Source organism: Butyrivibrio sp. FCS006, assembly GCF_000424525.1.
GTDB lineage: Bacteria > Bacillota > Clostridia > Lachnospirales > Lachnospiraceae > Butyrivibrio.
In genome coordinates this window covers 399,207-417,325 of the sequence record NZ_KE384203.1, presented here as the reverse complement: position 1 = coordinate 417,325, position 18,119 = coordinate 399,207, and the positions used below count along the sequence as shown (strand labels likewise).

At 46.7% G+C, this 18,119-nt stretch carries 13 protein-coding genes; all 13 read left to right on the top strand.

All coding sequences use genetic code 11. From position 1 onward, the window contains the following. Positions 1 to 54 precede the first annotated feature (54 nt). The 13 genes from G633_RS0108995 (at position 55) to G633_RS0108935 (ending at position 18,072) form a co-directional block, all read left to right on the top strand. Positions 55 to 3,318, top strand: coding sequence for a DUF5107 domain-containing protein (locus G633_RS0108995; protein ID WP_026519724.1), 3,264 nt, complete (start codon positions 55 to 57; stop codon positions 3,316 to 3,318). A gap of 12 nt (positions 3,319 to 3,330) precedes the next feature. After that, positions 3,331 to 6,012 carry a hypothetical protein gene (locus tag G633_RS0108990; protein WP_026519723.1) on the top strand — a complete coding sequence of 894 codons (2,682 nt, stop codon included), beginning with the start codon at positions 3,331 to 3,333 and terminating at the stop codon, positions 6,010 to 6,012. Positions 6,013 to 6,189: 177 nt separating this feature from the next. Next, positions 6,190 to 6,645 carry an RNA polymerase sigma factor gene (locus tag G633_RS0108985; RefSeq protein ID WP_026519722.1) on the top strand — a complete coding sequence of 152 codons (456 nt, stop codon included), beginning with the start codon at positions 6,190 to 6,192 and terminating at the stop codon, positions 6,643 to 6,645. Next, positions 6,638 to 7,348, top strand: a complete 711-nt coding sequence (locus tag G633_RS0108980; protein WP_026519721.1) for a hypothetical protein — start codon at positions 6,638 to 6,640, stop codon at positions 7,346 to 7,348. The genes G633_RS0108985 and G633_RS0108980 overlap by 8 nt, the downstream gene beginning before the upstream one ends. Next, positions 7,339 to 8,037 carry an ABC transporter ATP-binding protein gene (locus G633_RS0108975; RefSeq protein ID WP_026519720.1) on the top strand — a complete coding sequence of 233 codons (699 nt, stop codon included), beginning with the start codon at positions 7,339 to 7,341 and terminating at the stop codon, positions 8,035 to 8,037. Before G633_RS0108980 ends, G633_RS0108975 begins: the two co-directional genes overlap by 10 nt. Continuing rightward, the gene (locus tag G633_RS0108970) at positions 8,034 to 9,188 is read left to right on the top strand and encodes a hypothetical protein (RefSeq protein WP_155834934.1); all 1,155 of its coding nucleotides are present in this window, start codon (positions 8,034 to 8,036) and stop codon (positions 9,186 to 9,188) included. The genes G633_RS0108975 and G633_RS0108970 overlap by 4 nt, the downstream gene beginning before the upstream one ends. A gap of 114 nt (positions 9,189 to 9,302) precedes the next feature. After that, the gene (locus G633_RS17960) at positions 9,303 to 11,126 is read left to right on the top strand and encodes a cache domain-containing sensor histidine kinase (protein ID WP_081664738.1); all 1,824 of its coding nucleotides are present in this window, start codon (positions 9,303 to 9,305) and stop codon (positions 11,124 to 11,126) included. Next, a complete protein-coding gene (locus G633_RS0108960) occupies positions 11,095 to 12,693 on the top strand; it encodes a response regulator transcription factor (RefSeq protein ID WP_026519718.1) in 1,599 nt (532 codons plus the stop codon). The genes G633_RS17960 and G633_RS0108960 overlap by 32 nt, the downstream gene beginning before the upstream one ends. A gap of 148 nt (positions 12,694 to 12,841) precedes the next feature. Next, a complete protein-coding gene (locus G633_RS0108955) occupies positions 12,842 to 13,294 on the top strand; it encodes a hypothetical protein (RefSeq protein WP_026519717.1) in 453 nt (150 codons plus the stop codon). A gap of 80 nt (positions 13,295 to 13,374) precedes the next feature. After that, positions 13,375 to 14,547, top strand: coding sequence for a sugar ABC transporter substrate-binding protein (locus tag G633_RS0108950; protein ID WP_026519716.1), 1,173 nt, complete (start codon positions 13,375 to 13,377; stop codon positions 14,545 to 14,547). 100 nt (positions 14,548 to 14,647) lie between these two features. After that, positions 14,648 to 15,595, top strand: coding sequence for an ABC transporter permease (locus G633_RS0108945; protein WP_022770596.1), 948 nt, complete (start codon positions 14,648 to 14,650; stop codon positions 15,593 to 15,595). Positions 15,596 to 15,606: 11 nt separating this feature from the next. Next, positions 15,607 to 17,103 carry a sugar ABC transporter ATP-binding protein gene (locus G633_RS0108940; protein WP_026519715.1) on the top strand — a complete coding sequence of 499 codons (1,497 nt, stop codon included), beginning with the start codon at positions 15,607 to 15,609 and terminating at the stop codon, positions 17,101 to 17,103. Between the two features lie 15 nt (positions 17,104 to 17,118). Further along, a complete protein-coding gene (locus tag G633_RS0108935; RefSeq protein WP_026519714.1) occupies positions 17,119 to 18,072 on the top strand; it encodes an ABC transporter permease in 954 nt (317 codons plus the stop codon). Positions 18,073 to 18,119 lie beyond the last annotated feature (47 nt).

Here is an 18,119-nt window from a genome sequence, read left to right as displayed (position 1 = left end):
TTATGCTCAAGATAGATATTAGCTATTACAGCAACTTACCAAAGGGAGAGTGACATGGATACAGTAAAGATATGGGAAGAAAAGCTTAAGATTCCAACCTACGAGATCGGAGAAGCGGACATAAATCCGATGTTCCTCGAAAAGAGAGTATATCAGGGCAGCAGTGGCAAGATATACCCTTATCCTGCGACCTCTAAGATCAGTCGCCAGAAGAAGAACAAGGCATGGAACGTTGTCTTTTTGGAGAACAGATACCTAAAAGTCATGGTAATGCCTGAACTCGGAGGCAGGATCCAGAGAGCACTCGATAAGACTAACGGGTATGACTTTGTCTATTATAACCATGTTATAAAGCCGGCGCTTGTGGGACTTACAGGCCCCTGGATCTCAGGCGGTATAGAGTTTAACTGGCCTCAGCATCACAGACCAACCACATACATGAAGGTTGAGCACAAGATACGTGAGAATGAGGATGGCTCAAAGAGCCTGCTCCTTGGCGATGTTGACAGGATGTACGGAACAAGGGTCATCACGACAATAACTTTATATCCGGACAAGGCATACATTGAAATCGAGGGCCAGCTCTACAACAGAACGCCTCTTCCTCAAACATTCCTCTGGTGGGCCAATCCTGCAGTTTCCGTTAATGACAACACCCAGTCTGTTTTCCCGCCGGATGTCCATTCGGTCTACGACCATGGTAAAAGAGCTGTCTCAAGATTTCCAATCGCAACCGGCACATACTACAAGCACGACTACAGCGCCGGTGTTGATATTTCAAGATATAAAAACATTCCCGTGCCGACTTCCTACATGGCAGAGCATTCCGACTATGACTTCGTTGGTGGATACGACTATGGCAAAGAAGCAGGTCTTTTGCATGTGGCAGATCACCACATATCGCCGGGCAAGAAGCAGTGGACCTGGGGATGCGGTGATTTCGGAAAGGCCTGGGACAGGAACCTTACGGATGAAGATGGCCCGTACATTGAGCTGATGACCGGCATGTACTGTGACAACCAGCCTGACTTTGCGTGGCTTATGCCTTTTGAGGAAAAGAAATTCAAGCAGTACTTCATGCCCTACAAGAAGGTCGGATACGTCAAGAATGCCAGCACTGATGCGGCGGTAAATCTTGAGGTTACGGACAAAGAAATAAAGGCCTGCGTTTATGCTACAGGAGAGCTTTCAGGCGCGCAGGTAGTCATAACAAGCGATGGAAAAGAGATATTGAGCGAGACGGCGGATATCACTCCGGAGAAGGTTTTTGAGAGAAACATTCCAGTAGCCGGTGCTGATAAGTACAAGGTCAGGATCGCAGTGCTCCATGAGGGAAAAGAGCTTGTTTCCTATCAGGAAAAAGACTGCGGAATTCCAAAGCTTGCTGAGCCTGCCAAGGCTGCGAAAGCGCCTGAGGATATCCTTAGTAATGAGGAGCTGTATCTGACGGGACTTCACATCGAGCAGTACAGACATGCTACCTGGCTTCCTGATGATTACTATCTGGAGGGATTAAAGAGGGATGATGGAGACATCCGTATAAATAACGCGTACGGAATGCTGCTTCTTAGAAGGGGAGAGTTTGCCAAGGCAGAAGGGTATTTCAGAAGAGCGATAGAAAGGCTGACCCTTCTTAATCCAAATCCCTATGATAGTGAGGCATACTACGACCTGGGGCTGAGTCTGTTTTATCAGGATAAATTTGATGAGGCCTATGATGCCTTCTACAAGGCAACCTGGACCAGTGCCCAGCAGGAGATGGCTTTCTACTATCTCTCTGTGATCGCCTGCAGGAGAAAAGCCTATGAAGAGGCGCTTTCGTTTGCAGAAAAGAGCCTTATAAAGAACAGCGAAAACATCAAGGCAAGAGGTTTAAAGGCAGCGCTTTTGGTGGCGCTTGGAAGAAATGATGAAGCGCGGGAGTACCTGGAAGAGAATCTCAGGGTGGATGCTTTTGACTTTGTGTCGAGATGTCTTTTGACAAAAACTGGCGATGGCTATGGCGAGGAGAAGATAACCGGGGACATAGAAAATTTCCTGCAGACAGCGAGGGACTTTGCGGAGTATGGCATGTATGATGCAGCGGTGGAAGTGCTGGATTCATGCCCTGTAGAGAGTCCTCTTAAGTTCTATTACAAGGCGTTTTATCTTGATAAACAGGGTGAGGCCGAGGCAGCAAAGAAGGCGCTCAGAGATGCGGAATGTGCTGACTTCAGGTACTGTTTCCCCAATAAGCTCGAGGACCTTAAGGTGCTGGAAAAGTGCATAGAACTGAATCCTGATGGCGCTAAGGCCTATTATTACCTTGGGTGTCTGTACTACGACAAGCTGGGGTATGAGAAGGCTGTTAAGCTCTGGGAGAAGTCAAAAGAGCTTGATGATACCTTCCCGACTGTGTTTAGAAACCTGTCAATTGCGTATTATAATAAGTGTGGTAATAAGGACAGGGCAAAACAGTGCATGGAGAGAGCGTTTGACCTTGACAGGAGCGATGCGAGAGTGTTCCTGGAGCTTGATCAGCTCTATGCAAGACTGGGAGTGGCGCCGAAAGAGAGGCTTTCAAAGTTTGAGGAGAATCTTGAGATTGTTAAGGCGAGAGATGACCTGTACACGGAGTATGTGACTCTTCTTAACATCTGTGGCAGGTATGATGATGCTCATCAGAAGATAACGAGCCGCGATTTCCAGACCTGGGAAGGAGCCGAGGGCAAGATCACTTCGCAGTTTAAGATATCTCTTTTCATGATGGCGAAGGATGCCCTTGATAAAGGAGATGCCAAAGGCGCTGCAAAGCTCATAGAAGAAGCACTGTCCTACCCTGAGAATCTTGGCGAGGGAAGGCTTGAGGGAACCAAGGACAACAACCTTTATTATCTGTTGGGCAAGTGCTACAAGGCGCTTGGAGATGAGGCTGGGGCAAAAGAGTGTTTTGAGAAATCAACGCTTGGCGAGTCAGAGCCTGCGGGAATGATGTATTACTACGATCAGCCTGCGGACATGATCCTGTTTCAGGGTCTTGGCTTTAAAGAGCTTGGTGATGAGATGTCTGCCAATGCCAGGTTCTACAGGCTTTTGGACTTTGGCGAACACCATGTAAACGATAAATTTGTAATGGATTATTTTGCAGTTTCCATGCCGGATATGTCAGTGTTTGATGCGGATATGGATGTTAAGAATAAGGTGCACTGCTACTATCTTATGGGACTTGCAAATATGGGAATAGGTGACGGAAAAAGAGCTGCCGGGTGGTTTGAGAAAGCTCTTTTACTTGATAAGAATCATCAGCTTGCAGCGCTGTATCTGGGGCTGTGTAAGTGACGGAGATCTGTGATGAGAGAATTTAAAAGTCTTGCCGGAAGGTGGGATGTGCGCCTTAAGGATGGTGGCACATACAGTGCGATCCTTCCGGGGACGCTGGATACAAATGAAATAGGACATGAGGATAAGCTGACGGGCAAGCTCCATCAGGGCGAAGACTATGTGGAGAATAAGGCGCTCATGGCGGAAGATGTGATCGCCACAAGGCTTACCAGGAAGCACACCTATGAGGGAAAGGCCTGCTTTTCGCGGACGTGGGAAGATGATGTGACAAGTGGGAAAAGGTACTTTCTTAAGGCCGAGAGGGCAAGAGTGCTGGGACTTCGTGTGGATGGAAAAGAAGTTCCTGCGTTGTCGGGAAGTCTTTCTACGCCTTATGTGTTTGAGGTTACGGATGTTCTTCATAAAGAGGCGCTGATAGAGCTTGTTTCGGATAACAGCTATGAGGGGCTTCCAAGGGATAACATTGTCTATTCTTCGGCTGCAACGGATGAGACCCAGACCAACTGGAACGGGATCATTGGTGAGTTTGGGATAGAGGTTTTAGAGCAGAATTTCATTGAAAGTGTCAGAGTGTATCCGAGAAAGGAAGAAGGCGCAGGCAAGTGGCTTTTGGATGTGCAGGTTACTGCGGACTTTGCGGATGCATTTGATGGGGAGCTGGCGCTTGATTTTGAGGAGCTGGGGATAACAAAGGAGCTGGAAGTTTCCTGCAAGGTGGGCAGGAGCTCTTTTGAAACGCAGATAAGCGTAGAGGTTCCCGATGAGCTGCTCTGGGATGAACTTTGTGGAAATGTTATTCACGTCAGGGCAAGGCTTTTGGAGGATGAGTTTGTAACTGCCTTTGGCGTCAGGAGCTTTGAAGATATTGATGGTCACCTGTGCCTTAACGGCCGCAGGATCTTCCTGCGGAGCGAAGCAAACTGCGCGGTATTTCCTGAGACCGGCCATCCGCCTATGGACAGAGAGTCCTGGAAAGAGATAATAAAGACCTACATTGGCTATGGAGTAAACTGCTTAAGGTTTCATTCGCATTGCCCGCCGGAGGCTGCTTTTTATGCGGCTGATGAGCTGGGTGTGCTGATGCAGCCGGAGCTTTCCCACTGGAATCCAAAGGATGCGTTTTCATCTCCTTTGGCAGCAGCTTATTATGAAAAAGAGCTTGGGGAGATACTTAAGGTTTACGCCAATCATCCATCCTTTGTGATGCTTACATTTGGCAACGAATTGCAGGCAAAAGAAGATGGAATGAAGGTGGCATATAGGCTCCTTGATCTGTGCCATGAGATAGATAAAACCAGGCTCTTTGCCTTTTCTTCCAATGCTTTTTACGGGGAGAAGGGGGCTGATGAGCAGAGCGATTTTTATACTTCGAGCTCGTTTGGGGATGCTCCCATGAGGGCGACTTTTGCCGGTATGAAGGGATATCTGAACAACGACTATCCTGATGCAAAACACGACTACGCAGATACGGTAAAAGAGATCAGGAGAAGTTACAGGAAACCTGTATTTAGCTTTGAAGTGGGGCAGTATGAGGTTCTGCCTGATTTTGGAGAAATCGAGGATTTCCGCGGAGTTACTGCGCCGGGGAACCTTGAACTTATAAAGAAAAAAGTGGAGGAGAAAGGGCTTCTTGATGGTTGGAAGAGACGCGTTGAAGCAACAGGTGAGCTTTCGCTTCTTAGTTATCGTGAGGAGATCGAAGCAGCTCTTAGGACTGAAGGGTACAGCGGAATTTCGCTGCTGGGACTTCAGGACTTTCCAGGGCAGGGTACAGCTCTTGTCGGAATGATGAACTCTCACCTTAAGCCCAAGCCCTACAGCTTCGCTGCGCCGGAGAGATTTAGGAGTTTCTTTAAAGAGGCGCTTCCTCTGGTGCTTCTTGATAAGTACACTTACGTTGATGGCGATAGTCTGAAAGCGGTAGTTAGGTTTGCTAACTACTCTAAGGGAGATATTTCAGGACGGCTTATTGTAAGGATTTCAGAAGGGGAGAAAGCTCTTTTGACAAAAGAGTTTGATGAAGCAACCTGCAGACAGGGAGAGCTTGGTGAGGTTGGAAAAATTGAGACTGAGCTGATGCTTACTGATCCGGAGAAAAGTGCAGAGATTACTGTTTATGTGTCTTTGGCAGGATACGATAACTCTTACAAGATTTACGTCTACACGAGAGAGAGTCAGAAACCTGAGAAACCGGACTGCGTCTACGAGTGCAGGACTTTGGATGATAAGGCAAAAGAGGTTTTGGAAGATGGCGGAATTGTTTTCCTTGCGCCGGATTCCACAAGGCAGGCGCTTCCTGAATCTATCAAGGCCACCTTTACAACGGACTTCTGGTCAGTGGGAACCTTCAGCTCTCAGGAAGGAAGCATGGGGCTTTTGATAGATGATGAGCATCCTTTGTTCAAGAATTATCCGACAAAGTTTTACCCGGGCTATCAGTGGTTTGTGCAAAGCTCGCAGAGAGCTCTTTTGCTCCCGGGGGGTGTAAAGAGCATAGTTACCGTGATGGACAGCTATGCATACCTTCGTAACATGGGAATGCTTGTGGAGTACAGATATGGGAAAGGCAGGTTATTTGTTTCATCCATGGGATTGCATAATCTGCTTGATTACCCCGAGTGCAGAGCTCTTTTGACATCAATATACAGATACCTTGCGTCGGATGAATTTGATCCACAGCAGGAGATGTGAGAAAGAGGGTGAGTCAGTGGGGACGTTTCAGTTTGACTCAAAATGAGTCAAACTGAAACGTCCCCGCTGACTCATTTGTTGACAGGGTCGCCATGCTATAAAAATATTTTAATCTTGCCGCACATTTTATATGATTAATTCGTTATACATTACAGAGGGGAGGAAAAGACGAAGTCCATGGATATTGAAGAACAGTACGACAAAATTTTTCGCTTCTGCTATTACAGAGTTCACAATACAGATACTGCGCAGGATCTGACTCAGGAGACGTTTCTTCGCTTCATGAACAGCAGCTATGAAGAGCGCGGCGAGCAGTTACGTTTTCTTTACACAATAGCCAGAAACCTCTGTATTGATGAAAGCAGGAAAGCCCAAATGGAGGAGCTTCCCGAGGATTATTCCGGCGATGGGGATGAAACCGAGGATCTGATCAGAAAGATAGATGTAAATGCGGCCCTTGATAAAATGCCGGAAGAGGACAGAGAACTTCTCATCTTAAGATATATGAACGAGGTACCTCTTTCAGATATCTGCAAGATAATGGGCATTTCAAGATTCGCCCTCTACAGGAAGTTGAATTCAGTAAAAAGAGATTTCATAAAGCTGATGGAAGGAGGTAATCTCCATGAGTAAAAACATAAAAAGAATGATGACTGATGCAGCGCCAAAGCCTGACCTTGCAAAGAAAGATGCATTTATACGTGAGTTTGGGAAAAAGAGCAGGAGGGAACTTGGCATCTTTGACATCATAAAAAGCCAGATTTCATATATCAGAATGCCGGTGTGGATCGCATCATTTGCAGCGCTGTTTGTTGCAATCTTTGGGATAGCTTCAAACAGGGAAACAGTCTTTATTGTGGCTGCGATAATGCCCTTTGTATCTGCGATTGCGGTATTTGATTCCATGCGCTCAAGAATGTACGGAATGGATGAGCTTGAGGGAGCAACAAGGATCTCCGGAAGGGGAATACTCTTTGCGAGACTCGTCTGCATTGGAACTGTGCATATAGCTCTTTTACTCGCATCATCAGTAGTTGTGGGCAGGAACAGCGGATACGGATTTGCCATGACCGGCGCCATCATTACCATACCATATCTGATATCTTCCATAGCATGCATGATTCTGGAGAGAACGGAAATTGGGAGAAGGAATGCGTTTGGATGCATTCTGGTTTCAGCTGTGACGGCATTTATGATACTTGCAATCAAAGATGAGAAAGTTTTCTTTGCGCAGAATTACAGATGGATATGGTTTGTCGTGCTTGCTGTTTTTGCCATACTTGAGTGCATCGAGATTAAAAAGACATTTCGTTTGGAGGAGTATCAATGGAACTGAAAATTGATCGCTTAACTAAGCAATATAAAAACAAGATTGCGGTGGACAGAGTTTCTTTATCTCTGACCAAGGGAGTTACGGGGCTGCTGGGGGCCAATGGCGCAGGAAAGACCACGCTTATGAGGATGATCTGCGGAATTCTGGTACCGACGAGCGGGGATATCACTTATGATGGTATGCCGGTTTCCGAGGAAAAGTACCGCGACGTGCTGGGGTATCTGCCTCAGGATTTCGGATATTATCCGGAATTTAGCGGAAGGGATTTCCTTATGTATTTCTCTGCGCTTAAGGGACTTGATAAAAAGGCTGCCAAGGTAAGATGTGCGGAACTGCTTGAAATTGTTGGGCTTTCCGATGTGGCTTCCAAAAAGATAAAGACATATTCCGGTGGTATGAAGCAGCGCATCGGGATTGCGCAGGCGCTCATAAACAGACCTGAAGTACTGATTCTGGACGAGCCCACAGCCGGCCTTGATCCCAAGGAGAGAGTGCGATTTCGTAACCTCATTGAGGAGATTGGAAAGGAGAGTATAGTTCTTTTGTCCACGCACATCGTATCTGACATTGAGCACATTGCTGATAAGGTCATCATGATGAGATCCGGCCAGATCATCTGGCAGGGACCGTGGGGAGAGGAAGACGGAAGTTTGGAGGACTTCTACCTGAAGGAGTTCGGAGAGGAGACATGATGGGGAAAAGAGCTTTATTTGGTACGCTTTTCTTTTACGAGATAAAAAAGATATTGAAAAACAGGTTTACTATTGTTCTGCTGATTGTAATGACTGTCTATTCGTTCATGCAGGGAGTGTTCCAGGCTGAACAGATGGGCGATTATGCCGATAGGACCAGAGAGCTGAAGATGGCTATTGACGGCCGGGAGATTGATGATTCGCTTCTTGCGGAGCTCTATGATGCAGCCGATGAATACGGAGTCTTTTGGAATGAGATCAACTGCACTTATGAGGCGCTCTGCGACTGGGTTAGGAAGATTGTGGATTACGGAAGGCCCATTGCTGACTATGATGCGGATGCGATTTATCAGATCAGGCAGGACACTATCTATGAGGGTATGGAGCTGTGTGCTCTTACGGATGGCGAGAGGCAGTACTGGGAAGAGCAGGAAGCAAAGGTTTCCAAGCCGCTCGTGTGGCACTCTTTTGAGGAGATGTATGGGCTGTTTGATATTGTTCAGGCGACGCCACTCATTATGCTGTTTGTGATAACTCTTTTGCTGAGCCAGATCTTTGCAGGTGAGGTAAAAGACAAAACGGATCCGCTTCTGCGCTGTACCAGGGGCGGATGGGGCGTAACCTATGTTGCCAAGATATCGGCAGCAGTCGTAAGTATCTTTTTGCTGACAGTTTTATTTGGCGGAATTTCTGTTGCTACAAGTCTGGCCCTGTGGGGGAACAATGGCTGGGATGCCATGGTGCAGAACCTTATGCCTCTGACTTCTACACCTATGACTATGGGAGGATTCTTTGGAAGACAGGTTCTGGTGGCTTTTGCAGCTTGTCTGTTTTTGACAGTCGCAACCTGCTTTTTGTCAGAGTGCCTGAATAATCCGGTTGTTGTCATGGGGGCAGTCTTTGGCGGATTTCTTCTGATCCTTGCCGGTGCAAGGCAGATACCGATGGTCATTCGTCCTCTATCCCAGTTTCTGTACCTGCTTTCACCAATTGATATGGCATCTCCAAACGTGCTGTATGAATTCAGGCTTGTAGGATTTGGAGGGCACTACCTGACAGCCCTTCAGTTCGCACCGATACTGTATCTGGTGATATCTGTAGTGGCGGTAGTAGTTGGATATTTTATTTACTTGAGAAGAAATAAGGTGTGAGTCAATGGGGACGTTTCAGTTTGACTCATTGATTCCACGGAGTGCATTTTCGAAAATTATGTGATATCATTTTCGCGTAGAAAAAGTTTTGTTTCTAATCGGGGAAAATGGGGTATGAAAAATAGGAAGTGGACTATGCGCCGGGCCGTTATTGGGCTGGTTATAGGTTGTACGCTTTTTGCAATCGTTGCACAGACGGTTGTTTTTGAGGTGATCTCCAGGCAGCAGATAAGGAGAGAATCTCTTCTCAACAATGACGAGACGCTTCAGCGGATTGAGGCGGAGCTCGATTCTTACATTCATGGCAATATCGTCAAAATGCAGACCATATATACCGAGACGGATATGGTCTATGCCATGAGGCATTCCCAGAAAAACAAAAAAAGACTTCTTGATTATTATTTTACTGCGTGGCATTTGTCTGAGCGCAGGTTCGATTCTGATGACCAGCTTCTTGCCATGTATATCTATGACAATGATGATACCCTGGTCAGTTCCTGGAGAAAGCAGCCCTACAATTATCCCCATGATCTTTATAACGCAGAGCAGTACGTAAACGTGGTTCACCTAAAGAACTATCTCCGCTCTGATGATTATTCAGTCCTGTTATCCGGCTACCACAATGAAGCTGCGGACACAGACGTTATCAGGTTTGTGCTAAAACTCCACACCTATGACGGAGACAGGGCACAGTTCGGCTATCTTATCTGTGATTACAGCACCCAGAACATAGCAAATATCATGAGCAAGTACATCTCTTCAAGAGATGTTTATGTCTGGCTACAGCCCCAGGGGGATTCGCCCATCACACAGGTTGGTAACACCACAAAGGAGGAGAGCAAGCTCTTTTCCGATCTCACCAAAATAGTGGCGACTTCATCAGATTCTTTTCCGGAATTTGATGACGAGTACGGCTCTTTTTACTTAAACAGCAGACAGTCGGAGAAGTACAATCTCCACCTTATCATGCTAACGCCACAGTCCCTGATGATGCACACCCAGAGCGCTCTTGCAAGAATGCTTATCGTTATCGCGGTGTTTATCATTCTGGTAACGCTCCTGTTTGGAGCCGCCATTTCAGGATACATCTACCGCCCGGTGGAGCAGCTCTCCAACACCATCATCAAGATCAAAAACGGCGAGACAGACCTCAGGGCCAAGACAGATGGCTGGAGCGAAGAGCTCAAGGTCATGGGCGATGAGTTCAACGAGATGCTTGATCAGATAGGACGCATGGTGCAGGATGAGTATGAGGCCAAGGTCCTGATGGAGCGCACCCAGTACAAGGTCCTTCAGGCCCAGATAAATCCGCACTTCCTCTATAACACCTTAGATACCATGAGCGGAATCGCAGCGTCACAGGACTGCACACTGGTCAGTGGCCTTTGCCAGTCCCTGTCTGCGATATTCAGATACAGCCTTGATATCTCCGACACTCAGTCAACATTGCAGCAGGAGATGGCCCACGTCAGGAACTACCTCTACGTAATGGATGTTAGAAACGGTAATACCATTAAGTACAACTATCAGATCGACTCGGATACACTTGATGACAACATCCCGAGGATCACGCTGCAGCCTATCGTTGAGAATGCGCTTCAGCATGGCCTTCGCAACACACGCAGGAAGGATAAAGAGCTGACGATTTCCGCGACGCACAAAGATGGGCTCTTACAGATAACCATTGAAGACAACGGCGCAGGCATGGATGCTGAGGCCATGAACGAGCAGCTTGCAAAAGCTGATATCGGAAGAATAGAAATGGGGCGTTCCATCGGTGTAATGAACGTAAACGCCAGAGTAAAAAGCGTTTACGGAGAGGGCTTTGGCATTCACTACGAAAGCAATCCCGATAGCGGAACGAAGGCAGTCATTGTGCTGCCCATTGTAAAAGAGGAGGCAAAGGATGAACGCGAAGTACAAGGTTTTGTCAGCTGATGACGAACTGTGGAGTCGTGAAAATATAAGACGAATGCTGTCCTGGGAGGATTACTCAATCGACTTTCTTGAGCCTGCCTGCGACGGCGAAGAAGTCCTTGAGAGGATTCCAAAAGAGAAACCGGACATTGTCATAACGGACATCAACATGCCCTTCCTTGGCGGCCTAGAGCTGCTTGATAAAATCCACCATGACTATCCGGACATCATAACTCTGGCAGTAAGCGGCTATGATGACTTCCAGAAGGTAAAGGGTGTTTTCATGTCAGGCGGAATTGACTATCTCTTAAAGCCCGTCGGAAGGGAACAGCTGGCCCACTCTCTGAGTAAGGCACTTAAGACCCTTGAAGAGCGCGAGATCCAAAAGGCAGAAAAAGAGGACAATATCCTGCGTGATAACTACGTCTCCTCTTTCCTTGAAGACGACGAGTTCTCATCTCTATTAAACGGTAAGCTCTTCAGACCCGGCAAGGAATCCCATGTGCCCAGTACAAAGGTCTTTTCCGAAATATCAACGATACTGGTGAAGTTCCACGACGTAGAGGTCCTCAAGCAGAACTACCAAAAGGATGTCCTTAAGATGTCCTACGACATGAAGAGGCGCTTAAGGGACCTGATAGATGCCGAGAAATCGATTGTCTTTAACTATACCGACAAGGTCAACGAATTCTTAATCGAGCTCAATGCAACGCCTGCAAGGCTTAAGTTTATCGCAGACAGAATACTTGAGGCTTTCCCGGTAGAGAGTCAGGGACCGGTCACGATCGTGATCCACGACCAGGCCAGCTCACTTGATGACATTGCTACCGTCTATCGCGAGATGATAGCAGAGCTGGTGACAAGGCCTTTTGGAAGGCAGCACAGCATAATAACCTGCAGCCCAAGCGGCAAGAAGCAGAAGGTTAACGAGCGCTTTACCGACAGGGTGGAAGCCCAGATCACAAGCAGCCTTAATGCCAGAGATATCAAGCAGGCCAAAAACATCATCATGGAGAGCGCGGGACTTGGCAGGTGCGACAGCGCAGGCTGGAGCCTTTTGGAGGTGACACAGTTCACCACAAGGGCCATCAACGCCATAGCGGACTGTGACAAAAATGCAGACAGCCGCAGTTACGAGGAGGTTCAGGATGCCATAGCCTATGGCCTTCGGACCCTGAGCAAAGACATCATCATGGAGAACATTGACCTGGCGCTGGAAATTGCACAGGGCACGGAGACAACAGAGACTACATCCATCAATAATCAGGTGGAGAGCGTTCATGAATACATCAGCGAGCACTTCGCAGAGCATTTATCGCTATCAGACCTGGCCGAGCAGTTCTTTGTGGAGGCCAGCTATTTGTCCCGCAAGTTCTCGCAGAAATACGGCGAGACCATTACGGCCTATATAACCGGGTGCAGGATGGATAGGGCAAAAGAGCTGATGAAGGAGCCACAAAATAAGCTCGAGGTAATCTCTTTTACCGTAGGATATGATGACTACAACTATTTCAGCCGCGTATTCAGGCGCTTTGAGGGCACAAGTCCCAGCGAGTTCAGAAAAAATGTCGCAGGCATAGAAGATTGACAATTTTGTATTTTTTCAAAAAAGTGATAGTAAGATTTTCTAAAATGTGCTAATTGTCAAAAAACTTAATTGATAAAATAGCTTCGTAAACAGGAATGGGGAAAAACTGTTTACGAAGCTTTTTTTGTTCAAAGGGAGGAGTATCACGGTGTTCAACCATAGAAAAATCACACCTTTCATAACTACATTTGCCTTATCGGCTCTGCTACTGTTTAGCGGCTGTGGAGCCGATGGTAAGGCAGCTATCGACACAACAGATGGCGTGACCAATATCCTTGACTACGTAAGTGTTGACTTCGACGGCAAGAACGGAGAAGGGACTGCTTTTGTAAACGTAGACTACGACGGCATCGAGACCGAGATGGTAGGAGGTGAAGAGAAGATAAAGGAGCTAAGCGATGTTGAAGATCTTGCAGAGCTCACCAAGTACATTAACGCTGTTTCATCAATCTCTTTTACCATTGACAAGAATAAAGAGCTCTCCAACGGCGATCAGGTCATAGTCACAGTCACGTATGACAGCAGCGCTGCAGAGGCAGCAGGAGTAGTGTTCGGGGAACAGAAGAACAAGATATATGTGGTGAAAGGTCTTAAGAATTAAGGTTCCAAATTCGGCCCGCGGATGGCTCGGACCGGTAAAAATACTTACTTTCAAATATACAAAGGAGGGTTACAAAGACTATGAAAAAGAGAATCAAAAGGTTGGGATCACTGCTGATGGCAGGCGTTCTGGCAGCATCACTTGTTACAGGTTGCGGAAGCGCTGCAGGTACAGCATCTTCAGGATCAGCTTCGGGGGGCGGATCTGACAAGATCAAGATCGGTGTTTCAATTTGGAGTTCCACAGACGTTCTTGGAAGCCAGTGCAAAAAGATCGTTGACAAGGCAGCTAAGGCTAACGGCGTTGAGGTTCAGTATGTTGACCAGGCACACGTTTCAGAGCAGGTTACAGCATCAGTTGAGCAGCTCTGCGCAGCAGGATGCCAGGGTATCATCATTTGTAACTCAGCTGATTCCGAGATGACATCAGCAATCAATACCTGTACAGAGCATGGCGTTTACATCGCACAGTTCTTCCGTATCATTTCTCAGGAGAACAGCCCTGAGGTTTACAAGACAGCTTGCAACTCCAAGTACTATGTTGGTGCAGTTCATGAGGACGAAGTAACAAACGGTTACACACTTGTTAATCTCCTTCTTGAGAACGGCGACAGAAACGTTGGACTTGAGGCTTGGACAGTTGGTGATGCTACATTCCAGCTCAGATGGAAGGGCTATCTGCAGGCAATCGATGAGTGGAATGCTTCACATGCAGATGATCCTGCAACAATCACAGAGCCTGTTTACGCTAACACATCTTCAGAAGAAGGTGCTGCAGCAGCTATGTCTTTATACAACTCAAATCCCGGAATGGACGCTCTTATCGTAGCAGGCGGCGGTGGAGATCCTCTTGTAGGTTCAATCGGTGCTTACGCAAATGAAGGCCTCACAGGCAAGATCGACGTTGTATCAACAGACTTCCTTGATGACCTTGCAGATCAGCTTAAGTCAGGCGGAATGTTTGCTGAGTCAGGCGGACACTTCTGCGATCCACTGTTTGCATTCTATCTCGTACTTAACGCAGTTAAGGGTAATTATGTAAAGGAGGAAGGCACATTTGGTTATGAGATCCTGTTCCCGTATCTCTACGTATCATCGCCCGATGATTACGCGAACTATGAGAAGTACTTCGTAAATGACGATCCTTATACAGACGAAGAGCTCGTTGAGATGGCAAGTTACAGCTTCGAAGATCTGAATAAGGCAGCTTCTAATCTTTCTATCAACGACGTTATTTCACGTCACAGCAACTAATAGTTAATTTGCAGCCGTATCCTCCGCCATCCGGAGGGTACGGTTTATGTAAAAGAAATATCTCTTTTCATAAATCAAAAGCACCCTTAGGGAGGAGTGTATGAGTAACTTTAAAAAATTCAGGCAGAGCCACTGGTACGGACTGGTGATGCTGGCCGTTATCACCTTTGTTTTCTGGGCGTTCTTCAAGATCCTTGCGCCACAGACCTTCGGTGATTTTAATAAACTTCAGACTTATCTAAAGACAGCTCTCTACTATGCGGTAGGCGGCTGTGGTCTTTATTTTATCTGCGTAATGGGACCCTTTGATATGAGCGTTGGCGCAAACATCGTACTTTCATCGGTGCTTGCCGTAAATATGAGCGAACGTTTCGGATATGCAGGACTTCTTATAGCGCCTCTTATAAGCGGCACTTTGGTTGGCCTGCTGAACGGACTTGTATATATAAAGCTTAAGATTTCATCACTTATCGTAACCGCCGGACTTTCTCTGGTTTACGAGGCTCTTTCAATTTTTGCAACCAACGGAAAAGAGGCTATCCTCTCCCCAAGTTACAGGGCATTTGGTGATTATCCCGGAAACCTGATCCTGGCGCTCCTCGCGTTCTTTTTCTGCGGATTCATTCTTAAATACACCAAGATCGGAACCTATACCTATGCCATCGGCTCCAACGAAGTTGTAGCCGGAAACATGGGTGTTAACGTTGATAAATACAAGGTTGTTGCATTTGTCCTTTGCGGATTCTTTGTAGGTATCGAGTCAATCCTGACCATCTCCTATGGAACATCCATGACCAGTGCATCAAACCTTGCTTCCATGAGCCGAAACTTCCCACCTCTTATGGGAACGTTCTTTGGCCTTGCTTTTAAAAAGTACGGACATCCTGTCATCGCAATTGTTGTGGGCGAATTCATAATCCAGCTCCTGTTCCAGGGGTTCGTCGCTCTTGGCGCGCCTACAACAGTGCAGAATATCGTAACAGGTATCGTGCTGCTTGCAATCGTAACCATGACCATCAAGCCCGTTAAAGGCGCAGTTGTTAAGTAAGGAGGAGAGATATGAGCGAGGTTATACTTCATGCCGAGAAGATCGACAAGAGCTTCGTTGGCACACATGCCATAGATCATGTCACTCTGGACTTTTACAAGGGTGAGATCCATGCGCTGATCGGAGAGAACGGATCCGGTAAATCCACGTTTACATCGTGCCTTACGGGAATTTACCACAAGGATTCCGGAACGTTTACTCTTTTGGGAAAAGAGGTTAATGCAAAAAATCAGGTTGACGGAAACTATCAGGGTGTTGCCATCATCGTTCAGGAGACAGGCACACTTTCAGGTCTTACCGTTGCCGAGAATATATTCCTCGGAAAAGAGGATGAGTTCACAAAGTTCCATGTAAAGAACACCAAGGCCATGAACAAAAAGGCCCAGGAGCTTTTAAACTCCTACGGTTTTGATTACATCAAGGCTACCGACATCATAGACAAATATAACTTCGAGGACAGAAAGCTCATCGAGATCGTAAAGGCAACATACTTTAAGCCCCAGGTCCTCATCGTTGATGAGACCACCACTGCACTTGGCGAGAAGGGCAGAAAAGAGCTTTTCAAAGTTATGAAGGATGTCAAAGACGACGGAAGATGTGTCATCTTCATATCCCATGACCTCGATGAAGTTCTTGAACAGTCTGATAACGTAAGCGTCCTCAGAGACGGAGAATATATCGATACGGTAAAGAGCAGCGATGTGACTACCGATGACCTCAAAAAGTTAATGGTAGGTCGTGAGATGAGTGGAAATTACTATCGCGCAGATTATGGGGAACCGATTTCTGATGAGGTTGTTCTGCGGGGGGAACACCTTACGGTTCCCGGCGAGATCGAGGACTTTTCCATAGAGCTGCATAAGGGCGAGATCATCGGAATAGGAGGCCTTTCGGAGTGCGGAATGCACGAGGTTGGAAAAGCTCTTTTCGGAGCATCCTATGACAGAGAAGGCACCGTTACCACTGCTGACGGCACACAGATAAAAGACATTAAGACAGCCATTGATCACAGCATAGCCTATGCTTCAAAGGACAGATCCACAGAGTCGCTGGTAATCAACGACACCATTCAGGATAACATCACGCTTCCATCCCTTGAGGACATCAAGAGAAATCACATTCTTCATGCCAAGGATGAGAGGGAATTTGCAGAGAAATATGCAAGACAGATGAGTACCAAGATGGTTGGCGTTCACCAGTTTATGTCAGCTCTTTCCGGAGGAAACAAGCAGAAGGTTGTCCTTGCAAGATGGATTGGTAAGAACTCGGATATCATTATTCTGGATTCACCGACAAGAGGAATTGATATCAGGGTTAAAGCTGATATCTACCAGATGATGGACAAGATGAGAAAGAGCGGAAAGTCCATTATCATGATCTCCGAGGAAATCTCAGAGCTTCTTGGAATGGCTGACAGGATCATCATCATGAAAGACGGTCGTCAGAATGGTGAATTTTTAAGGCATGAAGGTCTTAAGGATACAGACCTTATTGCGAAGATGGTTTAAGGGGGGAGGCCGGTTATGGATACAGAGAAAAAAGTAAAATTATCACTGATGAATCAGCCTCTTTTCAGGACGGTAATGCCATTTGCAGGATTCATCTTTATTGTAGTTTTGTTTGCAATCTTAACAGGGGGTCAGCTCTACACCCCGGGTAACTTAAAGCTTTTGCTGTCACAGTCCTATGTGCTTCTTATAGCATGCGTTGGCGTATTCATGGTAATGACAATGGGAGGCCTTGATTTCTCACAGGGCTCAATGCTGGGTGTTTGCTCCGTTGTGATATGTTTTTTGTCAAACGTAAACATTGTGTTGGCGGTATTATGCGGAGTACTGACGGGCGGACTTATCGGAATTGTAAACGGATTCTTTAACGTAAAGAGAAAGATCACATCCTTCATCGTTACTATCTGTAACATGTATCTGCTTCGCGGAATGGTTGCCTATGCTACCACAAAGAGCCCGGTTTACGGTGTTTCCAATATCACATCTTACAACACCATGGGTTTTAACCTGACATTTACTATTGTGATTCTGCTGGTGGCATTTGCAGTGTTCAGATACACAGGCCTTGGAAACAGACTTAAGGCAATCGGCGCAGGCGAGACTGCAGCCCGTTTTGCAGGTGTTAGAGTTGAAAAGACAAAGATGCTGATCTACATGGCAGCAGGCATGATCACAGGTCTTGCAGCATTCATCAACAGTATCAAGGTTGGTTCTGTTACATCGACAGCAGGAAACCAGCTTGAAACACAGATCATGATCGCGCTGGTACTTGGCGGAATGCCGGTCAATGGCGGTGCTAAGGTAAGGTTCTACAACATTATTCTTGGCGCGCTGACATACAAGATCCTTACAGCAGGACTTGTTATGCTGGGAATCGAGCCAAAGACCCAGCAGCTTATTATGGGTATTGTGTTCCTTGTGATGGTTGCAGTATTTGCAGACAGGGAAACAGGAATGATTGTAAAATAATTTGAAAATTAAGCTGGGGGCGAATGGTCCCTGGGGAATGGTCCCCA